The sequence below is a fragment of the Geomicrobium sp. JCM 19055 genome, assembly GCF_000698185.1.
GTDB classification, from domain to species: domain Bacteria; phylum Bacillota; class Bacilli; order Bacillales; family Marinococcaceae; genus Geomicrobium_A; species Geomicrobium_A sediminis.
Genome location: NZ_BAXL01000022.1, coordinates 1 through 19189, shown reverse-complemented (window position 1 = coordinate 19189; position 19189 = coordinate 1). Strand labels below are relative to the sequence as shown.

Genomic DNA, 19189 nt, shown 5'->3' with positions numbered 1-19189 from the left:
AACCGTTAACCAAAGCCCGGGTAAAGCAGAAATTGGAGCTCCGGAGTCTCGGTTTAAAGGATTAATTAAGCAACTTATTCGTAACAAATCATCTTTATTTGGCGGGATCATTCTCATTTTCTTCTTATTGATCGCGCTATCAACGGTGCTTTCCCAATGGATTCCAGGTTGGAACTTCTCTTTAATGACGCATAGTCCAACCTCAACAGACGTCTTAAATCGTTTTGCACCACCGTCTGCAGATCATTGGTTTGGTACTGACCAAAACGGACGAGACATTTACAGTCGAATTATTTTTGGTACACATCTTACGATTTGGATTGGAACTTCTGCAGTACTTATAGGTGCCGTTTTCGGAATATTTTTCGGTCTTTTAGCAGGCTACTATGGAAAGATTTGGGACACAATTATTATGCGTGCAGCAGATATCCTACTTGCGTTCCCAGGAATTCTTTTAGCACTTGCAATCGTTAGTGCTTTAGGTGCAAGTATGAACAACGTAATTATTGCACTTTCCATCTATAATATTCCTGTATTTGCGAGGATTGTTCGTGGTTCCGTACTTGAAGTGAAGAACATTGAGTACGTAGAAGCGATTCGAGCACTCGGTGCAAGAGACGGCAAAATTATTTTCCAACATATCTTACCGAACGTATCTTCACCAATCATTGTACAAGCCTCTTTACAAATTGCGACGACAATTCTAAGTGCCGCAGGTTTATCTTTCCTCGGTGTAGGGGTGCAACCACCGCTTCCTGAGTGGGGTGCAATGTTGAATGATGGAAGATCGTACATGTGGGACAACCCACACTTAACTATATTCCCAGGGATTGCAATTGTGTTACTCGTACTCGCTTTCAACATGTTAGGTGATGGTTTACGAGATGCACTTGATCCGAGATCGAAAAAGTAAGGAGGAATAGACGTGCATATTTTCATTTTACGCCGCTTGTTACAGCTTATACCGGTATTGTTCGGTGTTACCCTCGTTGCCTTTTTGATCATTCAATTAGTACCTGGGGACGTAGCCCAAGTTATGGCAGGGGAAGCTGCTTCTGAAGCTCAATTAGAACAAATGAGAGAAAATTTAGGTTTAAATGATCCACTCGTCGTTCAGTACGGTCGTTTTTTAGGAGATCTCATCATGTTTGACCTTGGAGAATCGGTTCGAACTGGACAACCAGTAATGGATATCATAGCACCGCGCTTTATAATAACTGTTGAACTTGCCCTTTGGGGTATGGTCGTAGCTGTTTCTGTAGGTCTGTTCTTCGGAATCCTTTCAGCGACGTACCGTAATACGATTCGAGATTATGGAACAATGACGTTGGCCGTTGTAGGTCTGTCAATGCCGAACTTCTGGCTAGGTCTTCTTTTGATCTACTGGTTCTCGATACAACTCGGAGTTTTACCGACCTCTGGTTGGGGGACGTGGCAGCAAGTCATCATGCCAGCCATAACGATGGGTACAGCAGGTGCCGCAGTTATTGCAAGAATGACACGTTCGAGCATGTTAGAAGTCATTGATCAAGATTATGTACGTACAGCTCGTGCTAAAGGTGTAAGTGAGCGCTTTGTCGTCTATAAGCACGCATTTCGTAATGCATTAATACCTGTTGTGACAGTTATTGGTCTACAATTCGGTTATTTCTTAAGTGGAGCTGTACTTACAGAGAACGTATTTGCGATTAACGGACTAGGGCGACTCGTTGTAGATGCCATTAGTCAACGAGATTTTCCAGTTGTACAAGGTGCAGTAATCGTACTTGCAATCACGTTTGTTTTCGTGAACTTCCTCGTCGATATTGCGTACCGAGTATTAAACAAACGAATTGATTTGAACTAATTCATGGTAGAAGCCCACGATCCGATATTGTATAAAGGAGGTCATGGACATGGCTTCAAACGAACAGACACCTGTACTTGAAGTAAAAGGATTACAAACATCATTCTTTACGCCTGATGGAGAAGTTAAGGCCGTTGACGGCGTTGATTTTAGCGTTAATAGTAACGAGACATTAGGAATCGTAGGAGAGTCAGGTTCAGGTAAGAGTATTACGTCACTTTCAGTTATGCGATTAATCCAACATCCTGGTAAAATTGTTGGGGGAACGATTGAACTAAGTGGCGAAGACCTATTAAAGAAATCAAAGCAACAATTTGCAAAGTATCGAGGCAACCGCCTTTCAATGATTTTCCAAGAGCCAATGACATCGTTAAACCCAGTGTTTACAGTCGGTTCTCAAATTGCTGAAGCGGTTCGTATTCATAAGAAACTCGACAAAAAAAGCAGCATGGCAAGAAGCAGTTAACATGCTGAAACTTGTCGGAATTCCAGCACCAGAGGACCGTGCTAAGCGTTATCCTCATGAGTTATCTGGAGGGATGCGTCAGCGTGTGATGATCGCGATTGCACTTTCTTGTGACCCTGAACTTCTGATCGCCGATGAACCAACAACAGCACTTGACGTAACCATTCAAGCGCAAATTCTAGAACTGATCAAAGAGCTTCAAGAGAAGTCAGGAATGGCCGTTCTAATGATTACACACGATTTAGGTGTTATTGCTGAAACGGCTGATAAAGTTGTTGTAATGTACGCGGGTGAAGTAGTGGAGCAAGCAGATGTGAAGACATTGTTTAAGCGACCATTACACCCATATACTCAAGGGTTAATGAATGCGATTCCACGTCACGATATTGACCTTGATGAGCTTGAAATGATCCCAGGAACGGTTCCAACGCCGCAGAACATGCCGAGCGGTTGTCGCTTCGCAGAGCGTTGCCCTTATGCTAGAGATCTCTGTGTAGAGAAGCATCCAGAACTTGCAACACCTTCTAAAAATGTGGATGAAGGTATTACGACAGGTCAAACACGTTGCTGGATTTATACGGATGAATGGGATGGACCGAACCCGACGAAAGGGGTTGCAACGAATCAATGACAACACCGTTATTTGAAGCAAAGAATTTACAAAAGTATTTTCCAGTAAAAGGCGGAATTCTAAATCGTACGCAAGCCCAAGTTAAAGCGGTCGATGACGTATCCTTCGCTATAAATCCTGGTGAGACACTTAGTATTGTAGGAGAATCTGGTTGTGGTAAATCAACGACAGGTCGAGCAATTTTACGACTTGATGACCCTACTGACGGAGAAATCCTTTTTGAAGGGCAAAACCTTATGGAGCTTAGCAAATCTGATTTACGTCAAAAGCGTAAAGAAATGCAGATTATTTTCCAAGATCCATATGCGTCTTTGAACCCACGACAAAAGGTTAAACAAATTCTCGATGAAGCGATGGCAATTCAAGGTGTTGTTCCTAAAGCAAAGCGCCCTGAGCGTATTCGTGAATTGATGGAAGTTGTTGGTTTAAGGCCAGAACAAGCAGAACGTTACCCATTCCAATTTAGTGGGGGACAACGTCAAAGAATCGGGATTGCCCGAGCTTTGTCTGTAGATCCTAAGCTCATTGTTTGTGATGAAGCTGTATCTGCCTTGACGTGTCAACACAAGCACAAGTATTAAACTTGTTAAAGAAACTACAAAAAGATCTAGATTTAACGTATTTGTTTATCTCTCACGATTTAGGGGTTGTTCGTCACATCTCTGATCGAGTGATCGTTATGTATCTCGGTAAGATCGTCGAAATCGCCGATAAAAGAGATCTCTTTGATAGTCCAAGACATCCATATACTCGTGCATTGTTATCGGCGATTCCTATTCCAGATCCATCGAAAACGAGAGAACGAATCGTCTTACAAGGTGATGTTCCTTCACCAATGAATCCGCCATCTGGCTGTAGGTTCCACACTCGTTGCCCATTTGCAACAGATATTTGTAAGACAGAGGAGCCAGAGCTTCGTTCAACGACGTTCATGAATGAAACTCATAAGGCTGCATGTCATCATATCGAAAAGATTGCGGAAACTGAAAAGACTTCAATCGTATAAGTAAAACAAGTCGCTCTAAGGAGCGACTTGTTTTTGTTTATTTGCATTAGCAGTATGCAGAACCTACGATTACGAGTAAGATGAAAAGCACAACAACAAATGCAAATCCGCCTAAACCGTTTGATCCACATATCCACCGCTGTGACAACATTCTGACATGTAGCATTCCTCCTGGAATCTTGAATTCTTAGAGAACCGCTTGCTCTCCATACTAACCTATGCAAAGCACCTAAAACGGGTGTGTAAGAAATTTGAAATCGGGCGCTTTACCTACTCAGCTTTGAAAGTAATCATAGCTTGTAATTCCATGAATACAATGTGGTAATACGATGGGTAAAGGGAGGAAGGGTATGAGTACGAAAAAAAGACACAATCAAGTTCAACCTCTTCTATATATTGATAATCCGAACCATTCAATGCCAACGGTTGGTGATAATGAACTTGAACTTCTATACAAAAGAACGGTAAAAGAACATTTGGAAGAAGTTGAGGAAAAAGAGCCTGTAAAAGAGCTTTCTCCAACGCATGTGAATGACGAACTAGTGTCGGAACAAAACGATGTAAGTGAAGAAGTTTTACCTGATTCCAATGAAGATGAGGTGCCAAAGAAGCGATCGTTTGATTTGAATCGACACCTTGGACCGAATTGGCAGAAGTCCATTGAATCCCCAAATTCTAAAGCAAATGAAATATTGCGTGATGCGATTGAAGAAAGAGTTAGAAAAACGAACGAGACGAACAAAAAAGAAGAACGAACGAGTGAAGAAAAGACGCATTCACGCAAATCTTCAGAACAGCTCGTCCAGCCTTCACGTAAAAAAGGGTTTGAAAATCGTTCGACAGAAGATAAAGTAAGGTTGCTTTATAAAATGAGAACGTTAAATCCAACCGTTTGTATTTGCCAAACGAAAGAAGAAACATGGGTCGGCAACGTAACTGATATTGAAGAAGATCAATTTACGATGCAGACCCAACAATTACCTTATCAAGTAACGATACGATACGAGGATGTCATTGACTTAACCCTCGACCATTTCTCTAGTGTTTAATACCTTAGATGCCAGGTGCTGGTGGAATTGTCCCGATAGTTATCAACAAGGCCTGGATCTAAACATTGGATTGCGCAGAAGCAGCTTAAATCTACTTCAATGCAGCAGTTCGTGCGTTCTAGTGAAACAACATCTGATAAAGATGTTGGATCTACGCAACAAGATTGTGTAAAGAGAATGTCGCCTGTTGGACGAAGTAGTGATAATGTCGCACAGCAAGACTTTTCACAAATGTTCTCAACTCTGAAGAATACAGTTTCAAAAACATCTGGGAAGTCGGCTGTTAAACCACCAGTTGCCCAAAACAATTCACCTGTTTTACCTTTTAACATGAATGGGATCGTATCATTGAAACGCCCGTTCGGCTTTAAGAGATTAGTAAAACAACTGTTTGCGCAGCTCCCTTTTTTTTCTACGGCATCTTGTGCTTCACTAATCGCAAGCACTGCATCGCACACGCAGTTGCCAGTATCGAAATCTTTGCGACCGCAGCTCACGCTCATCACTCCTTTAGGTTTTCCTTCATGTTCGCTATATCGTATGTACGTTTACCCTAAAGCGTGTGTAGTTTTATTTTCGATTAAAAAAAATCGCTTCGTATCAATGGTTTACGCCGATTAATTTCAGCTGAATTGATCGTGAAATGTGTTTGATTTCTAAAATACGGGTAAATGATTTGTAAGGAGTGATGATGATGGGTTATGTTCCACATGTGCATAATGATGTCGCAATTCAATACGGCTCACGTTTGTCAGGGAAACAATCTAATCACGCGTCTGTCCTTCAAGTAGCAAGAGTAAATCGGTACTCAAGTGAACAACAGCCGTCTTCTTATGTAAAGAACATGGAACAAAGGTGGTTGCACCAACGAAGGCTACAAGCGAACGCAACCGGTAAAGGGAAGCAAATCGATCGTATCATATAAAAATCCGACCCGTTAAGGTCGGATTTTTAGTTTATCGTTTTCTCCATCGTTACGTGCGGAATTCCTGCATCCAAAAATTCTTCTTCAGACGTTACGGTGTAGCCAATACGCTCGTAGAACCCACGAGCTTGGGTTTGGGCATTAAGCTTAACCTTTTCTCCATTATTCATAGCTACATAACTCTCAAGTGCATCCATGACCGCTTTACCAGCACCAGTTCCACGGTGTTGTTCTAAAATACAAATCCGCTCGGCTTTACCAGTCGTTCCAAGCCAGCGTACTCGTCCTGCTCCAACGTATTGTTGATCACTTTCTAGAAGAAAATGAACGCTTTCATCTTCAAATTCATCCCACTCGTCTTCTTCAGACACTTCTTGTTCAATAACAAAAACGTCGTAGCGGATTTGTTGGACTTGTTTCATTTCTTCTTCAGTTGTAGCGATGATTGCTTTCATATTTATTCTCTCCTTACCGTTTTAAAGCCAGTGGAATTCAAGTGCTTCCGGAAGTAATGGCCCCCAAGTGAACCACGTATGGTTGCCTTGATCGATCATTTTGTAGTCATAGGATTGAAGTTTATTTGCGAGCAATTCATGTAGCGATTCATTCATTTCAATAAAGTCTAAGACTCTACCGTCTGTCGCTTTTACTTCACGCTCATCACTTCCAAATTGGTGATACATCTTAAGTGAATGTAGGGAGTTGCTTTCAGTGACCATCGTTTTCAATTGATCATCAACATAGGGAGAGAAGAGAACGGCTCGTTGGAATGTATCAGGGTAAGTTAAGCAAGCCATTAATGCTAAAGATGCTGAAAGTGAATCACCCATTAGTAATCTAGAATCAGGGTCTTGATTTAAGTTGTAGTGATCTTCAAGCATCGGTAAAAGTTCTTCTTTGATAAACCGTAAATAATCGTTCGTCTGTTCTCCATCAGGAGCATACCATTTCCGTCTCATGGCGACCCGTGGGTATGGAACTCCAACGACAATCGTTTCAGGACCGCTATCTTCTAGAATAAAGTGTTCAACTTTTTGGTCGACTTTTCCGAGTTTAAAGAAGTCTTGTCCATCGCCTGTAATAATTAGGTTATAGCTGAAATTTTCATGATAGTTCGGTGGAATATATACGTGCAAATCAAACTCATGATCAAGCAAATTACTTTGTAAATGAAGGGTTTCAACAGTTCCGTCCAAGTGAAAATCGCTCCTTTTATGACTTCAAATTCTCTCCAAGTATAGCATATTACAGTAAAACTTGGCGTTGTATGTGAATATGTTACATTAATGACAGGGGGAATGATCGTGAGGGATGAAAAAAATTATCGTTACTGGCGATATCATTTCGCATCACGCACGAACGAAGTTACAAGAACGGGGAGTAGAGATTGACGCGATCGCAGAAATTGTATATGCTTTACAACATCCATACGCACCTAATCTTACGATGGCGGAGTGTATTGAAAGCGTTGATGCTGTACTCATAAAAAGAGAGATCCAGCATGCGGTACTCGTTGGCATAGAATTGGACATATTAGCAGAAGAAGGTCGTTTAAGTGAGCCGTTGTTATCGTTAATTACTGGTGACGAAGGTTTATTTGGAGTCGATGAAACGATCGCCCTTGGTTCTGTTTTTGGGTTCGGTAGCATTGCTGTGACATCATTTGGGTATCTTGATAAAGAGAAGACTGGGATTATACGAGAACTGGACCGTTCAACGGATCAGGTGAATACGTTTTAGATGATTTAGTATGTAGCATTGCAGCGAATGCTTCTGCGCGGTTAGCGCATCGACTTCGAGATCGTGATGAAGCAGCAACGACAGTCGTCATAAGAAAGCCTGAAGATGAGGAACTGATCGGTTAGTTAAAGGAGCAATAGGAATGAAGCGTGGACCACATTGGATTTATTTTAAGCAAACATTCCGTTCTAAATTTCAAGCTGGTTGTATAAAAGCAAAGCTTGAAGACAATTGGCAAAATGGGTATGAGGTTGGTCCACTTGTCGAGATCATCCGCCTGAGAAATGATAAATATGTCGTACGTTATACGTATGATGAATAAAGACTCCTTGAGAAGAGGGAGTGTGAAACATGGTATGACTCAGATGAGTCATACCATGTTTCATTTTAAGATAAATGTAGTCTCGTTGAGTAGGTTGAAAAGTTGGATATGGTGCGCTATGGTTAATTGAATAAGGAGTTTGAAAATTCATTACATACTAATGTATTCAGAAACGTAAACAGAACGATCTTGCCGGAGGGGATTAATCGTGAATACACATGTGTCAACAACGCTGAAAAAAACAAATTAAAGATCAAATTGCGTTGAATGAAGAAGAGTATTTGAATCTTTTATTTGAGTTGTTACGGCAACCGAGCATAAGTGCTCAACAAATTGGTGTAGACGAATGCGCACAGATTTTAAAGCGTCAATTGCTAGATTACGACATTGAAGCTACGATTTACGAAACAAAAGGTAGTCCGATTGTATATGGTGAAATCATTAATCCGAAGAACACAAAAACAATTTTGATCTACGGACATTACGATGTGCAACCTCCAGAGCCAATTGAAGCTTGGGAGACACCACCATTTGAACCGTCAATTAGAAATGGAAAGATCTATGCAAGGGGAGTTGGGGATAATAAAGGGCAAATGCTTGCACATGTCTTTGCAATTAAGACGTTGCGAGATCTTCAAGTTGACTTGCCTGTCAATGTCAAATTTTTATTTGATGGGGAAGAAGAAAGCAGTAGCCATAGTCTTCCTGCGTTCATAAAAGAGCACCAAGAGTTACTAGCTGCAGATGTGTTGTACAATGCAGATGGTCCGCTGGATAGTACAGGTCGTCCAATCGTCTATCTAGGCAATCGGGGAATGTTGTATGTCGAGCTTACAGCGATTGGTGCGACACAAGACAATCACTCTGGCAACAAAGGCAATATCGTACCAAACCCTGCATGGAAACTAATCAATGTATTGCAGTCGATGCGAGTAGGAACGGATGGAGACGTTCTAATTGAAGGGTTTTATGATGATGTTCGTCCAGTGACGATCGAAGATATTCGGCATTTGCAAGAGCAGCCATTTGATCTTCAAGAGACAGGGCGAGTTATTGGGTATGAAGCGTTAGATATGAGTGGTGAAGAATATTATGAGAAGTTGACACTTACACCGACATTTAACATTAGTGGTCTATCAAGTGGCTATTCTGGAACTGGGAAAAAGACGGTCATTCCAAGTGAGGCCAAAGTGAAAATTGATATTCGACTTGTTGCTGATCAAGACCCTGACGATATATATAGGAAACTCGTTGCTCATATTCAGCAGGTGGATCCGTCTTTAGACATTGAATGGGTTGGTGCGAGTAAGCCAACGAGAACATCAATGGAACTTGAAAGCGTTAGGCAAATCATTTCCTCCGTACACGATGCTCATGAATTGAAGCCAATCGTTTTACCAGCGATTGGAGCAACGTTTCCCGGTTATCTTTTTCAAGAGTTACTCAAAACGCCATCACTGTTAATTCCATACGCGAATGCAGATGAAGATAACCACGCACCAAATGAAAATATGGATGTGGAGTTGTTTTTCAAAGGGATTGAAACAACGTGTCATGTCATCCTTAATATTGGGAAGTGACAGCCATAAACACCAATAAAAAAACCTAGCATTCGCTTATGCTAGGTTTTTCCTAAGTTCGCTTTACGCGTTTGGTTGAACCATCTTCGCAGGATCTACCCATTCGTTGAACTGCTCTTCAGTAAGGTGACCGCTTTGAAGTGCTGCTTCTTTAAGTGTTAATCCTTCTTGATGAGCATGCTTAGCAATCGCTGCAGCGTTCTCATAACCAATGTGTGGATTTAACGCTGTTACAAGCATCAGTGAGTTCTTCACGTGGTTTGCAATGTTTGCTTCTTCAGCTTCTAATCCTTCGATACAACGATCGTGGAACGAGTGCATGGCATCTGTAAGAAGTTGAACAGACTGTAAGAAGTTATAAATAATAACTGGTTTAAAGACATTTAATTCAAAGTTCCCTTGGCTAGCGGCAAATCCGATTGCAGCATCGTTACCCATCACTTGTGTCGCGACCATCGTAAGTGCTTCACTTTGAGTAGGGTTTACTTTCCCAGGCATAATTGAGCTTCCTGGTTCGTTCGCAGGAATCGTTAACTCGCCGATCCCAGAACGTGGACCGCTTGCTAACCAACGAACGTCGTTGGCGATTTTCATTAGGTCAGCAGCAAGTGCTTTAATTGCACCGTGAGCGTAAGTCGTGTCATCGTGACTCGTTAACGCATGGAATTTGTTCGGTGCAGAACGGAATGGGAATGACGTGTATTCACTAATGAAGCCGGCAGTACGATCACCAAATTCTGGGTGAGCGTTAATTCCTGTTCCTACTGCAGTTCCACCAATAGCCAAGTCGTGCAAGTGGCGAATACTTTCGCTAATCATCGTTTCAGATTTACGAAGCATTTCATACCAACCGCTTACTTCTTGTCCGAGTGTAAGTGGTGTTGCGTCTTGAAGGTGTGTACGACCAATTTTAATGATCGAGTCAAATTGCTCTGATTTTTGTTGTAGCGTTTGTTTAAGCTTTGCCAATGCAGGTAGTAATCTCTGGTTGACATCGCTTACAGCTGCAATGTGCATTGCAGTTGGGAACGTATCATTCGAGCTTTGTGAACGGTTCACATCATCGTTTGGATGAATGGTAATGTCTTTTCCTTGTTCTTGAAGGATTTCTGTTCCTCTTCGCGCAAGAACTTCGTTCATGTTCATGTTTGATTGCGTTCCACTACCTGTTTGCCAAACGACAAGCGGGAAGTGGCTGTCCCATTTACCTGCGAGAACTTCATCTGCAGCTTTTGCAATGGCATCTGCACGTTCGCTATCAAGCTTGCCGAGACTTTCATTTGCTCGTGCTGCAGCTTTCTTTAAAATTGCAAAACCGAGTACCACTTCACGTGGCATTTTTTTCTGAACCGATTGGGAAGTTGTGAACACTACGTTGTGTTTGGGCACCCCAATGTTTATCTGCTGGTACTTGCATTTCACCTAGTGTATCTTTTTCAATACGATATTCCATCTAGTAATCGCTCCCTGTAAATAAGAATAAACATGGATTGACAGATTTCACTGTCCTTTCTATCATAAACCACTTTTCATGGAAGAAAAAGAGAGCGATAAATAAAAACAAAAAAATAATGATTTTTTTTATAAAATCTGGTTTAAAAGGTAGGTTATTGAGGTATATAAGAGCTAACAGGGTAAATGGTGAATACGAGAAGCGTCGACACGTTATCGGGTAACGTGCTTGTACACATAACTTCTTAACAGTATCAGGAACTACGCCCTCCTGAAGATATAGCATATGTCCCCCTGTAACGTGTGCGACTATCATTTACTGTTATTCCCACCCTGCCTGCATCCCTCATCCTCTGTTGTGACTCCGCCGTCCCCTGCGGAGTCACTTTTTTTGTTCAAAAAAAGGAGTGTATAAGATGAAGATCATTGCAATTAGTGGTAGCTTACGACAGCATTCGTTGAATTCTAAACTATTAGCAGAAGCGGGATCAATGAAACCAGATGATGTAACGATCACTCCATATGAGATTCAAGAGATTCCGCTTTTTAATGGAGATTTAGAAGAAGATGGTGATCCTGAGGCTGTATTGAGTCTTAAACGAGCCTTGAAAGAAAGTGATGGTTTGTTGATTGTAACGCCTGAATATCATGAGAGTATGCCGGGAGTTATCAAAAACGTGCTCGATTGGGTAGGTAGTGATGCGAATGAAAACGTATTAAGGAACTTACCCGTTGGTGTAATTGGCGCATCACCGACACGATTTGGTACAGCTCATGCGCAAAAGCAAGTGAAACAAGCGCTCATTGCCGCAGGTTCGGAAGTGTTCCAAAAACCTGAAGTGTATGTCGCAAAGGCTAATGAAAAGTTCGATGATAAAGGTAATCTAACCGACGAACGCACACAAAAAGCAGTAACGCGTTATTTACAATCATTTTCTTCTTGGATCGGTGAGAAAATCTAACGTTTAAATCATAGTAGAGCGGGAATAGCCATAGTAAGGCCATTTTTTTTGAAATGGTTAAACTTAGGAGGCTATTAATCGTGAAAAGCAATGAGCAGCCCATGAATTACACAGAACTAATGGAAAAGGCAATGCACCAAGCTCACGGAGTTAGCACGCAGGAATATCAATCAGACGTAGACAAGATGATTGAAGTTGAAAAGAAGCGTGAGCAGAGCTACGAACAAGCAAAAAAAAGTTCATCTAATATGAAAAACCCTTGAACGAGTTTTCGTTCAAGGGTTTTATTTTGTATTCATAAAGAGATCCCAAACATCGCCAAAGCGCATGTCAGCGACTTCTTTAAACATTTTATCTTTGTCTTTCTTCTTACTTAAATCACCTTGAATGATAATTTCCACCGTTTGATTTCGATCAACTAAGATCGCCCTCACACTCAAGACATTCGTTAATAACCCTGCAATCACAGCGATCTGTTCGGGTGTAAGTTGATTTTTGTTGGATTTCTTTTTATCTCCACTCATGATTGCAGCCTCCCTAGTGAATTAGGATAATGCTACGACTTCCAACTCATCGTCATCACCAGCATCTCTTGAATAGCCAAGAGAGAAAAGACCAAATAATAAGATGACGATAAATAAGAGGAGTTCTTGGTTATCATTTTGATCGCTCAAAGAGACCAGCTCCTTCATTGTCTTCATATTAACCTATGCAAAGAGTAGGCGAATGTGAAGGCGTGAAACAATAAAACCGTCTCCTCATATTAAAGGAGACGGTTTTATGGAGTGTTATTAGATGGTACGCTCAGTAATCTTTGTTTCTTGACCACCAAAAGTACGGTATGCACCGTGGCGGACTGCACCGACATACTCATTTAAGCGAACACCGTGTTCAATGGCAGCTGTCACAAAAGCTTTAGCTGTACGAATTGCGTCGTGTACATCAGTTCCTTTTGCTAATTCTGCTGTAATTGCAGCGGCGAATGTACATCCAGCACCATGATTGTACGTTGTGTCAATTTTCTCGGTTTCAAGGACAATAAAGGATTTACCATCGTATACAACATCGACCGCACGATCGTGTTCGAGTTGCTTTCCACCTTTTACAACTACATATTGAGTACCACGTTCGTGAATTTTGCCTGCTGCTTCTTTCATTTGTTCAATCGTAGTGATTTTCTCCATTTGAGCAAGTTGAGAAGCTTCGAATAAATTCGGTGTAGCCACTTTCGCAACGGGTACGAGCACTTCGCGTAATGCATCTGCAGTTTCTGGGTGTAGTACTTCGTCCTCGCCTTTGCAAACGAGTACTGGGTCTACGACAGAGTTTGTTAGGTTGTGTGCTTTTATTTTATTTGCAGCAAGTTCAATGACGTCAACAGAACCGAGCATGCCTGTCTTCATGGCATCTACACCAATTGATAAAATGGTATTCAATTGGGTTTCGACTGTATCGACAGGTTGTGGAAATACTTGATGATGCCATCCTTCAGGTTTCATCGCAACTATCGTTGTTAATGCGTTCATTCCATAAACGCCGAGATCTTGAAAGGTTTTTAGGTCAGCTTGTATTCCTGCTCCGCCGCTTGAATCAGATCCTGCAATCGTTAATGCTTTAGCAATTGACATAATCGTTATAGATCCCCCTTGATGATAAGCTCATACTACGTTTATTATAAGCTGTTTTGTAGAACATTGACAACAATTGTAACTGAATAAAGACACATGTGTAGCTGAACACGTTCATCGTAAACTTGTGTGCTTGATTAAGCGCTCATTGCTTAGAAATTTTATGAGAGAAAATCAGAACAGTTTAGAAATGTAGACATGTTTGCCAAGCTATTGCATATTCCTCAAAGTAGAGAATTGTTTACGAAAGAGAACCCCAAGACGACTACTTAAAGGAGGAAGGAACGTTATATGAAGAAGCGATGGGTGTTTGTGAGCGCGTTAGCATTAACGTTAGTATTAGCAGCTTGTGGATCTTCAGAATCATCCGATGTTGAGGGTATGGAAGATGCGAATGAAACGGCTGCAGTAGAACAAGAGTCAGAGGCAACAGGATTGCATGAATTTGAGTATATGAATCAAGATAATGAAGTCGTTACAAATGAAGATTTGAAAGGGAAGTATTCCCTCGTCAATATGGTCTTCACACGTTGTCCAACTGTTTGTAATTTAATGACACCGAACATGACGAATTTGCAAAATGAGTTAGATGAAAAAGGGTTGGACGTAAACCTTGTTTCGTTTACGGTAGATCCTGAACATGATACACCTGAAAAACTTAAAGCGTATGGTGAACAATACGATGCAGATTTCTCTAATTGGGATTTCCTAACTGGATATGACCGTGAAGAAGTTGAAAGCTTTGCAGCTAGTTCATTTAATAGTGTCGTGCAATCGCATCCTGAAAATGATGATATTATCCACTCGACACAAACGTATTTACTCGATATGAATGGTCAAGTTGTAGAACAATTTGACGGATTAGAAGTCGATAAAGAACCAATTATCGATGCAATTGAAACACTCGTAGAAATGGAAAAATAAAAAAACTGAGCTGACGGTTGTTCCGTCCAGCTCAGTTTTTAGTCATTCATCATTTGATGATCCACAAGCTCTCGATAAAGTGGATGATTTTCATATAATGCTTGGTGGTTGCCAGCACCAGTCACGATCCCGCGTTCCAACACAATGAGCTGATGTGCATCTTTCACGGTTGAAAGTCGATGTGCAATCACAAGCGTTGTACGGTTTTTCATGAGAGATTGTAGTGCTTCTTGAACTAACGCTTCAGAGTGACTATCTAAATGAGCGGTTGCTTCGTCTAGTAGTAGCAATTCAGGATCACGAATAATAGCTCTAGCAATTGCTAGTCGTTGTCTTTGTCCACCAGATACGCGTATACCTCGCTCGCCAACTTCGGTTGAGTATCCTTGCGGAAGGTCTTCAATAAAGCTCGATAAATTCGCTTTTAAAACGGCGTCTTTGACAGTCTGTTCGTCAACATCGTCCAAGCCGTACGTGAGGTTTTTGTAGATGCTTCCTGCCATTAACGGGGAATCTTGTGATACGTAAGCGATTTTGCTACGCCAATCATGTAATTTATCCGATTGAATGTCTGTACCATCGTAATAAATGTTTCCTTCATTCGGGAGGTAAAACCGCTCAATCAAAGAGAATAACGTAGTTTTACCTGCGCCACTTGGACCGACAAATGCTGTCATTTGTCCAGAGCGTGCGGTAAATGAGACGTTAGATAAAATCGTTTTCTCAGTGTTGTATTGAAAAGATACGTTGTTAAACGTCAGGTCGGTTGAATCGGTTTTCTCCGATGAATTGAGTTTTTCTTTTTCAGAATTAAATTCAAAGATCGATTGAATACGATCGGTGGCGCCCATTGCTTTTTGAAATTGCGTATAAAATTGAGCCAGTTGTGTCACAGGGAAAATAATTTGGAAAATGTAAAAGACAACCGCAACGAGTGCACCAGCGGTCAAAGTTCCTTGAGCGACTTGGATGCCTCCATATCCAAAGACGATAACGAGTGCTACGAGGGTTACCGTAGTCATGAGTGGCATAACAATAGCCATAATCTTGCCTTCCCTCATCCCATAACCAAACAATGATTGAATCCGTGATTTTCCTTGTTTCTCTTCTACAGGTTCTGCGATAGACAATTTCACGAGTCTGATCTCGCCTAAAACACGCCCTAAATCCCCTTGGAATGCAGCCGTTTCATCTTGCAGTGATTTAGAGACTGTATACATGCGACTACCTAATGGTAAGATGACGAGCATCGCTAACGGTAAAAAGAGGACAAGAAGAAGCGCCATTTTCCAATCGATCACAAAAAGTAAAATGACAGAACCGATAATCGATATAAAGCTCGAAAAAAAATGGAATAAGTTGCATCGTGAAGAAGTCCTTGATCACATTCGTATCATTCGTGACTCGGCTCATCGTCTCACCAGATGAATGTTGATCGAAGAATTGAATCGGTAAATACAATATTTTGTTCCACAACGTTGTACGTAATCTTGCTACAATCGTTTCCCCAACATAAATCATCATATAAAGTGAAACACCGGATAAAATGATTTGTGCGACAAAAACAACAACAAGGGTAGCTATAATTTGAAGTTGAAATCCTTCAACGACCATTGCGTTCACGATATTCATCGTAATTAAAGGTACGATTAAAGAAAGTAAAGACTCGCCTATGACGAGAGCAATTGCTACAATAACGATCCACATACGTGGTCGATACTGTTGGAATAAATGATAGAAGTCTTTTATGGTGCGTTTCTTTTCGGACATCATAGTCTCCTTATGTAGGTGTAATGGAATGGTGAATATACATTCAATGTTTATTGTATGTCATTACGTAACGTTAGGGGCAAAAAAATATTAAAACAGACTAGACAGATTGGAATTTAATGATTAAACTATACTTACTCCTGTAACTCCTTGAGTAAATTGCATGGATTCACTTTGACTCCTACTAATCCGTTTAGTAGGAGCTTTTTTTATGAAATCTAGTATTCAGTTTAACTTGCGTTTTATTAAACTCATAAAAATAGTAGGGTATATCCCCGGCATCTAGAATTTTTTTTGTCTTAATGTCCGTTTGTTCATGAGATGTTCATATTCAATTGCGAAGATAAAGAGAGTAAGAGGTTTATCAGTGCTTGTAATCGGCAATCCTGTTAAACTAAAGATGTCATTGTAATTTATAAAGAGGGGAGATGAGAGCATGTTTAATATGTTTTTTTTGCTTCACATCAAGGATCTTGGGCATTTGTAGCGATTTTCTTTGTAATTGCTTATTTCCTTTACAAAGCACATAAGCGTAAAGCAGGTACGATTTTGCATATGATTTTACGTCTGTTCTTTATTATTATGATCGTTTCAGGGATTGGAATGCTTATCGAGTATAATTGGGCAGCGATGTATGTTATTAAAGGAATCTTAGCCATTGTTATGATGGGATTAATGGAAATGTCTTTAGGAAAGACAAAACGTGGAGAAAACGGTATGGGTGGATTCATTGGTGCCGTTGTTATTCTAGTTATTGTCGCTCTTATGGGCTTTGGAGTGATTAGCTTCTAAAAAGGGTGTCATTAGACGCCCTTTTACTAGTTCAATCCACTTATTTTTGTTGTTTTCCGTTTGAAAAACAGTCAATGATGGTATACATAAGTACGTCAAACAAAAAGAGGTGTGCGCTAATGTTACGCACGATCCTTATGATTATCGGCCTTATTGTAGTCATCAGTATTGTACTTAGCTTAATCTAATGCAAAAAAGACACCGCCAGGCGGTGTCTTTTTAATTGTGACATGAAAATGAAAGTTAAGAGTTGACCATTCCGTGTGGATCAATAACGAATTTCTTTGCGGCACCTTTGTCGAAATCTTCATATCCCTTAGGTGCTTCATCAAGTGTAATTAACTGAGCGTTAACTGCTTTTGCAATTTGTGCTTTTCCTGAAAGAATTGATTTCATTAAGTTGCGATTGTACTGCATTGCAGGTGTTTGCCCTGTCGCAAACGTATGAGCTTTCGCCCAACCGAGACCAAACCGTACTTTCAAAGAACCAGTCTTCGCATCTTCATCTACGCCGCCAGGGTCATCTGTAACGTAAAGTCCTGGAATTCCAAGCCCGCCTCCCGCTTGCGTCACGTCCATAATTGCGTTCAGCACCGCAGCGGGCTGTTCACCACTCTCGCCGTGGCCTGAAGCTTCAAAGCCGACCGCATCCACTGCAGCATCCACTTCAGGAACACCTAAGATTTGTTCAATTTGCTCTCCTAAACGATCATGTTCTTTTAAGTTGACTGTTTCACATCCAAAACTCTTGCTTGCTGTAAACGCTCTGCATTTAAATCACCGACAATGACAGCAGATGCGCCGAGTAGTTGTGCAGAGTGAGCAGCAGCTAGTCCAACAGGTCCAGCTCCTGCAATATAGACCGTAGATCCCATTTTAACGCCGGCAGTATAGGCGCCGTGGAATCCAGTTGGAAAAATATCGGTTAACATCGTTAAATCCATAATTTTTTTCTAATGCTAAGTCCCGATCTGGGAAGACGAGTAGTTGGAAATCGGCGTAAGGAACCATCACATACTCTGATTGTCCACCAACCCATCCACCCATATCCACATAACCATAAGCAGCCCCAGGTCGTTCAGGGTTAACGTTTGTACAAATATGTGTTTTTTGAGTTTGGCACATGACACAACGACCACAAGCAATATTAAATGGAACAGAAACGACGTCACCTTTCTTGATGAATTCAACATCTCGTCCAACTTCAATTACCTCACCAGTGATTTCATGCCCGAGAACGAGACCTTCTGGAGCGGTTGTCCGACCTCTGACCATGTGTTGGTCACTACCACAAATATTCGTCGTAATGACCTTTAAAATGACGCCATGTTCACATTTTCGATCAACATTTGACTTTGGGACACCTGGACCATCTCGTAATACGAGTTCCGGATAAGGCGTATCTTGAACTTCAACACGACCTGCACCTTTGTAAACGACAGCACGATTGTTCGTCAATGTAACTGATGCCTCCTTCGAACTAAATTTAGCCAACTTGGCTATAAATTTAATACCCTGAAAATTGATGTTTAAATCCGAAAGTTCAGTAAATATAAGTAAAGAAAAAAACGACTCTCAATCTAAAGACGAGAGTCGTGCTTTCTATTAAGTTGTTGTAATTAATGTGCCTAAAAACCCTGGTGCAAAACGGAAAATACTTACGTGACCTGCGCTGTTTGCTTGGTTTGCACCGTTGACAATGTTTACTGTGAATGTTGATGTGTTTCTAATTTGAATGGTGTCGCCAGCCGCATAGTTTTGGACCCGAATTACTGATATTTGACCACTAGTAGCAGAACTTGCCCCAGGGGCTGCTGGAGTAACTGTATTGTTATTAATAATAAGAGAAAATACGGCACCTGTCGTCGTAGGGTTAGCAGTGTTTAAGGTAACCTCAATAAAGTAAAGACCTGGAGTAACGACTGTAAAGGTTCCGTTCGCTGCATTGTACGTAATCCCTGCATACTGATTAGGGGTTAGCTGAAGTACGTTTGCATTCGAAGCGATCGCTTGTGGTTGAACATTGCTATTAAAAAAATGGTTGAGCAAGTGTTGGAACTATACCAGTAACACCAGTGATGCCGGTAGCCCTGTAA

The 19189-nt window shown here is 41.1% G+C and carries 19 protein-coding genes and 6 pseudogenes; 13 read left to right on the top strand and 12 right to left on the bottom strand.

Translation table 11 applies throughout. From position 1 onward, the window contains the following. The first annotated feature begins 31 nt into the window (after positions 1-31). The 4 genes and pseudogenes from JCM19055_RS17790 to JCM19055_RS17775 all read left to right on the top strand — a co-directional run bounded on the left by JCM19055_RS17790 (position 32) and on the right by JCM19055_RS17775 (position 3949). Positions 32-913, top strand: coding sequence for an ABC transporter permease (locus JCM19055_RS17790; protein WP_042360713.1), 882 nt, complete (start codon positions 32-34; stop codon positions 911-913). 12 nt (positions 914-925) lie between these two features. Then, entirely contained in the window at positions 926-1846 is a 921-nt protein-coding gene (nikB, locus tag JCM19055_RS17785) for a nickel ABC transporter permease (RefSeq protein WP_042360712.1), read from the top strand. Positions 1847-1895: 49 nt separating this feature from the next. Beyond that, a pseudogene (locus JCM19055_RS17780) lies at positions 1896-2943 on the top strand (ABC transporter ATP-binding protein). Further along, a pseudogene (locus tag JCM19055_RS17775) lies at positions 2940-3949 on the top strand (ABC transporter ATP-binding protein). The pseudogenes JCM19055_RS17780 and JCM19055_RS17775 overlap by 4 nt, the downstream one beginning before the upstream one ends. A gap of 46 nt (positions 3950-3995) precedes the next feature. On the opposite strand, the gene JCM19055_RS25800 reads toward JCM19055_RS17775, so the two are convergent. Beyond that, on the bottom strand, positions 3996-4100 hold the full coding sequence (locus tag JCM19055_RS25800; RefSeq protein WP_152549971.1) for a YjcZ family sporulation protein: 105 nt from the start codon (positions 4098-4100) through the stop codon (positions 3996-3998). Between the two features lie 199 nt (positions 4101-4299). On the opposite strand from JCM19055_RS25800, the gene JCM19055_RS17770 reads away from it, so the two are divergent. Next, a complete protein-coding gene (locus tag JCM19055_RS17770) occupies positions 4300-4998 on the top strand; it encodes a CotO family spore coat protein (protein ID WP_042360711.1) in 699 nt (232 codons plus the stop codon). On the opposite strand, the gene JCM19055_RS17765 is transcribed toward JCM19055_RS17770, so the two are convergent. After that, positions 4995-5495, bottom strand: coding sequence for a CotY/CotZ family spore coat protein (locus JCM19055_RS17765; RefSeq protein ID WP_042360710.1), 501 nt, complete (start codon positions 5493-5495; stop codon positions 4995-4997). The genes JCM19055_RS17770 and JCM19055_RS17765 overlap by 4 nt on opposite strands. A 197-nt stretch (positions 5496-5692) precedes the next feature. Between JCM19055_RS17765 and JCM19055_RS17760 the strand changes: the two genes are divergently transcribed. Next, complete coding sequence (locus JCM19055_RS17760; RefSeq protein ID WP_042360709.1) at positions 5693-5923, top strand: hypothetical protein; 231 nt, start codon at positions 5693-5695, stop codon at positions 5921-5923. A 26-nt stretch (positions 5924-5949) separates the two neighbouring features. On the opposite strand, the gene JCM19055_RS17755 is transcribed toward JCM19055_RS17760, so the two are convergent. Together JCM19055_RS17755 and JCM19055_RS17750 are read right to left on the bottom strand one after the other, a co-directional pair. Beyond that, positions 5950-6378 (bottom strand): GNAT family N-acetyltransferase, encoded by a 429-nt coding sequence (locus JCM19055_RS17755; RefSeq protein ID WP_042360708.1) that lies wholly within the window; start codon positions 6376-6378, stop codon positions 5950-5952. Between the two features lie 21 nt (positions 6379-6399). After that, positions 6400-7119 (bottom strand): esterase family protein, encoded by a 720-nt coding sequence (locus JCM19055_RS17750; RefSeq protein WP_042360707.1) that lies wholly within the window; start codon positions 7117-7119, stop codon positions 6400-6402. A gap of 115 nt (positions 7120-7234) precedes the next feature. On the opposite strand from JCM19055_RS17750, the pseudogene JCM19055_RS17745 reads away from it, so the two are divergent. The 3 genes and pseudogenes from JCM19055_RS17745 (at position 7235) to JCM19055_RS17735 (ending at position 9565) form a co-directional block, all read left to right on the top strand. Further along, positions 7235-7788, top strand: a pseudogene (locus tag JCM19055_RS17745) (phosphatidylglycerophosphatase A). A 17-nt stretch (positions 7789-7805) separates the two neighbouring features. Further along, positions 7806-7985, top strand: a complete 180-nt coding sequence (locus JCM19055_RS17740; RefSeq protein WP_042360706.1) for a hypothetical protein — start codon at positions 7806-7808, stop codon at positions 7983-7985. Between the two features lie 263 nt (positions 7986-8248). Then, complete coding sequence (locus JCM19055_RS17735; protein WP_265182324.1) at positions 8249-9565, top strand: M20/M25/M40 family metallo-hydrolase; 1317 nt, start codon at positions 8249-8251, stop codon at positions 9563-9565. Positions 9566-9628: 63 nt separating this feature from the next. Here the strand turns inward: JCM19055_RS17735 and fumC are convergent. Then, positions 9629-11018, bottom strand: a pseudogene (fumC, locus tag JCM19055_RS17730) (class II fumarate hydratase). 415 nt (positions 11019-11433) lie between these two features. On the opposite strand from fumC, the gene JCM19055_RS17720 reads away from it, so the two are divergent. Next, positions 11434-11979 (top strand): NADPH-dependent FMN reductase, encoded by a 546-nt coding sequence (locus JCM19055_RS17720; RefSeq protein WP_042360703.1) that lies wholly within the window; start codon positions 11434-11436, stop codon positions 11977-11979. Positions 11980-12059: 80 nt separating this feature from the next. Then, the gene (locus JCM19055_RS17715; protein WP_042360702.1) at positions 12060-12242 is read left to right on the top strand and encodes a hypothetical protein; all 183 of its coding nucleotides are present in this window, start codon (positions 12060-12062) and stop codon (positions 12240-12242) included. 21 nt (positions 12243-12263) lie between these two features. Here JCM19055_RS17715 and JCM19055_RS17710 read toward each other — a convergent pair whose 3' ends face one another. The 3 genes from JCM19055_RS17710 to pdxK form a co-directional block, all read right to left on the bottom strand. After that, the gene (locus tag JCM19055_RS17710) at positions 12264-12503 is read right to left on the bottom strand and encodes a hypothetical protein (RefSeq protein WP_042360701.1); all 240 of its coding nucleotides are present in this window, start codon (positions 12501-12503) and stop codon (positions 12264-12266) included. A 21-nt stretch (positions 12504-12524) separates the two neighbouring features. After that, the gene (locus tag JCM19055_RS30240; protein ID WP_255343403.1) at positions 12525-12653 is read right to left on the bottom strand and encodes a hypothetical protein; all 129 of its coding nucleotides are present in this window, start codon (positions 12651-12653) and stop codon (positions 12525-12527) included. A gap of 117 nt (positions 12654-12770) precedes the next feature. Continuing rightward, positions 12771-13607: a pyridoxine/pyridoxal/pyridoxamine kinase gene (pdxK, locus tag JCM19055_RS17705; RefSeq protein WP_042360700.1), complete on the bottom strand. Its 837-nt coding sequence runs from the start codon at positions 13605-13607 to the stop codon at positions 12771-12773. Positions 13608-13898: 291 nt separating this feature from the next. Between pdxK and JCM19055_RS17700 the strand changes: the two genes are divergently transcribed. Next, positions 13899-14531: an SCO family protein gene (locus tag JCM19055_RS17700; protein ID WP_042360699.1), complete on the top strand. Its 633-nt coding sequence runs from the start codon at positions 13899-13901 to the stop codon at positions 14529-14531. Between the two features lie 38 nt (positions 14532-14569). On the opposite strand, the gene JCM19055_RS17695 is transcribed toward JCM19055_RS17700, so the two are convergent. Further along, positions 14570-15832, bottom strand: coding sequence for an ABC transporter ATP-binding protein (locus tag JCM19055_RS17695; protein ID WP_370543213.1), 1263 nt, complete (start codon positions 15830-15832; stop codon positions 14570-14572). Beyond that, positions 15756-16301: an ABC transporter transmembrane domain-containing protein gene (locus tag JCM19055_RS32180; protein ID WP_370543212.1), complete on the bottom strand. Its 546-nt coding sequence runs from the start codon at positions 16299-16301 to the stop codon at positions 15756-15758. Before JCM19055_RS32180 ends, JCM19055_RS17695 begins: the two co-directional genes overlap by 77 nt. A gap of 462 nt (positions 16302-16763) precedes the next feature. On the opposite strand from JCM19055_RS32180, the pseudogene JCM19055_RS17690 reads away from it, so the two are divergent. After that, positions 16764-17093: pseudogene (locus tag JCM19055_RS17690) on the top strand (DUF1516 family protein); the annotation flags it as partial. A 243-nt stretch (positions 17094-17336) separates the two neighbouring features. Here JCM19055_RS17690 and fdhA read toward each other — a convergent pair. Both fdhA and JCM19055_RS17680 read right to left on the bottom strand, forming a co-directional pair. After that, positions 17337-18587, bottom strand: a pseudogene (fdhA, locus tag JCM19055_RS17685) (formaldehyde dehydrogenase, glutathione-independent). A gap of 111 nt (positions 18588-18698) precedes the next feature. Beyond that, entirely contained in the window at positions 18699-19142 is a 444-nt protein-coding gene (locus tag JCM19055_RS17680) for a hypothetical protein (RefSeq protein WP_042360697.1), read from the bottom strand. Between the last annotated feature and the right edge of the window lie 47 nt (positions 19143-19189).

Excerpts from the sequence above, each read along its gene's own strand:
- JCM19055_RS25800 (WP_152549971.1), bottom strand. The coding sequence starts at position 4,100 with ATGTTGTCACAGCGGTGGATATGTGGATCAAACGGTTTAGGCGGATTT.
- JCM19055_RS17770 (WP_042360711.1), top strand. The coding sequence starts at position 4,300 with ATGAGTACGAAAAAAAGACACAATCAAGTTCAACCTCTTCTATATATT.
- JCM19055_RS17760 (WP_042360709.1), top strand. The coding sequence starts at position 5,693 with ATGGGTTATGTTCCACATGTGCATAATGATGTCGCAATTCAATACGGC.
- JCM19055_RS17755 (WP_042360708.1), bottom strand. The coding sequence starts at position 6,378 with ATGAAAGCAATCATCGCTACAACTGAAGAAGAAATGAAACAAGTCCAA.
- JCM19055_RS17740 (WP_042360706.1), top strand. The coding sequence starts at position 7,806 with ATGAAGCGTGGACCACATTGGATTTATTTTAAGCAAACATTCCGTTCT.
- JCM19055_RS17720 (WP_042360703.1), top strand. The coding sequence starts at position 11,434 with ATGAAGATCATTGCAATTAGTGGTAGCTTACGACAGCATTCGTTGAAT.
- JCM19055_RS17710 (WP_042360701.1), bottom strand. The coding sequence starts at position 12,503 with ATGAGTGGAGATAAAAAGAAATCCAACAAAAATCAACTTACACCCGAA.
- pdxK (WP_042360700.1), bottom strand. The coding sequence starts at position 13,607 with ATGTCAATTGCTAAAGCATTAACGATTGCAGGATCTGATTCAAGCGGC.
- JCM19055_RS17700 (WP_042360699.1), top strand. The coding sequence starts at position 13,899 with ATGAAGAAGCGATGGGTGTTTGTGAGCGCGTTAGCATTAACGTTAGTA.
- JCM19055_RS32180 (WP_370543212.1), bottom strand. The coding sequence starts at position 16,301 with ATGTCCGAAAAGAAACGCACCATAAAAGACTTCTATCATTTATTCCAA.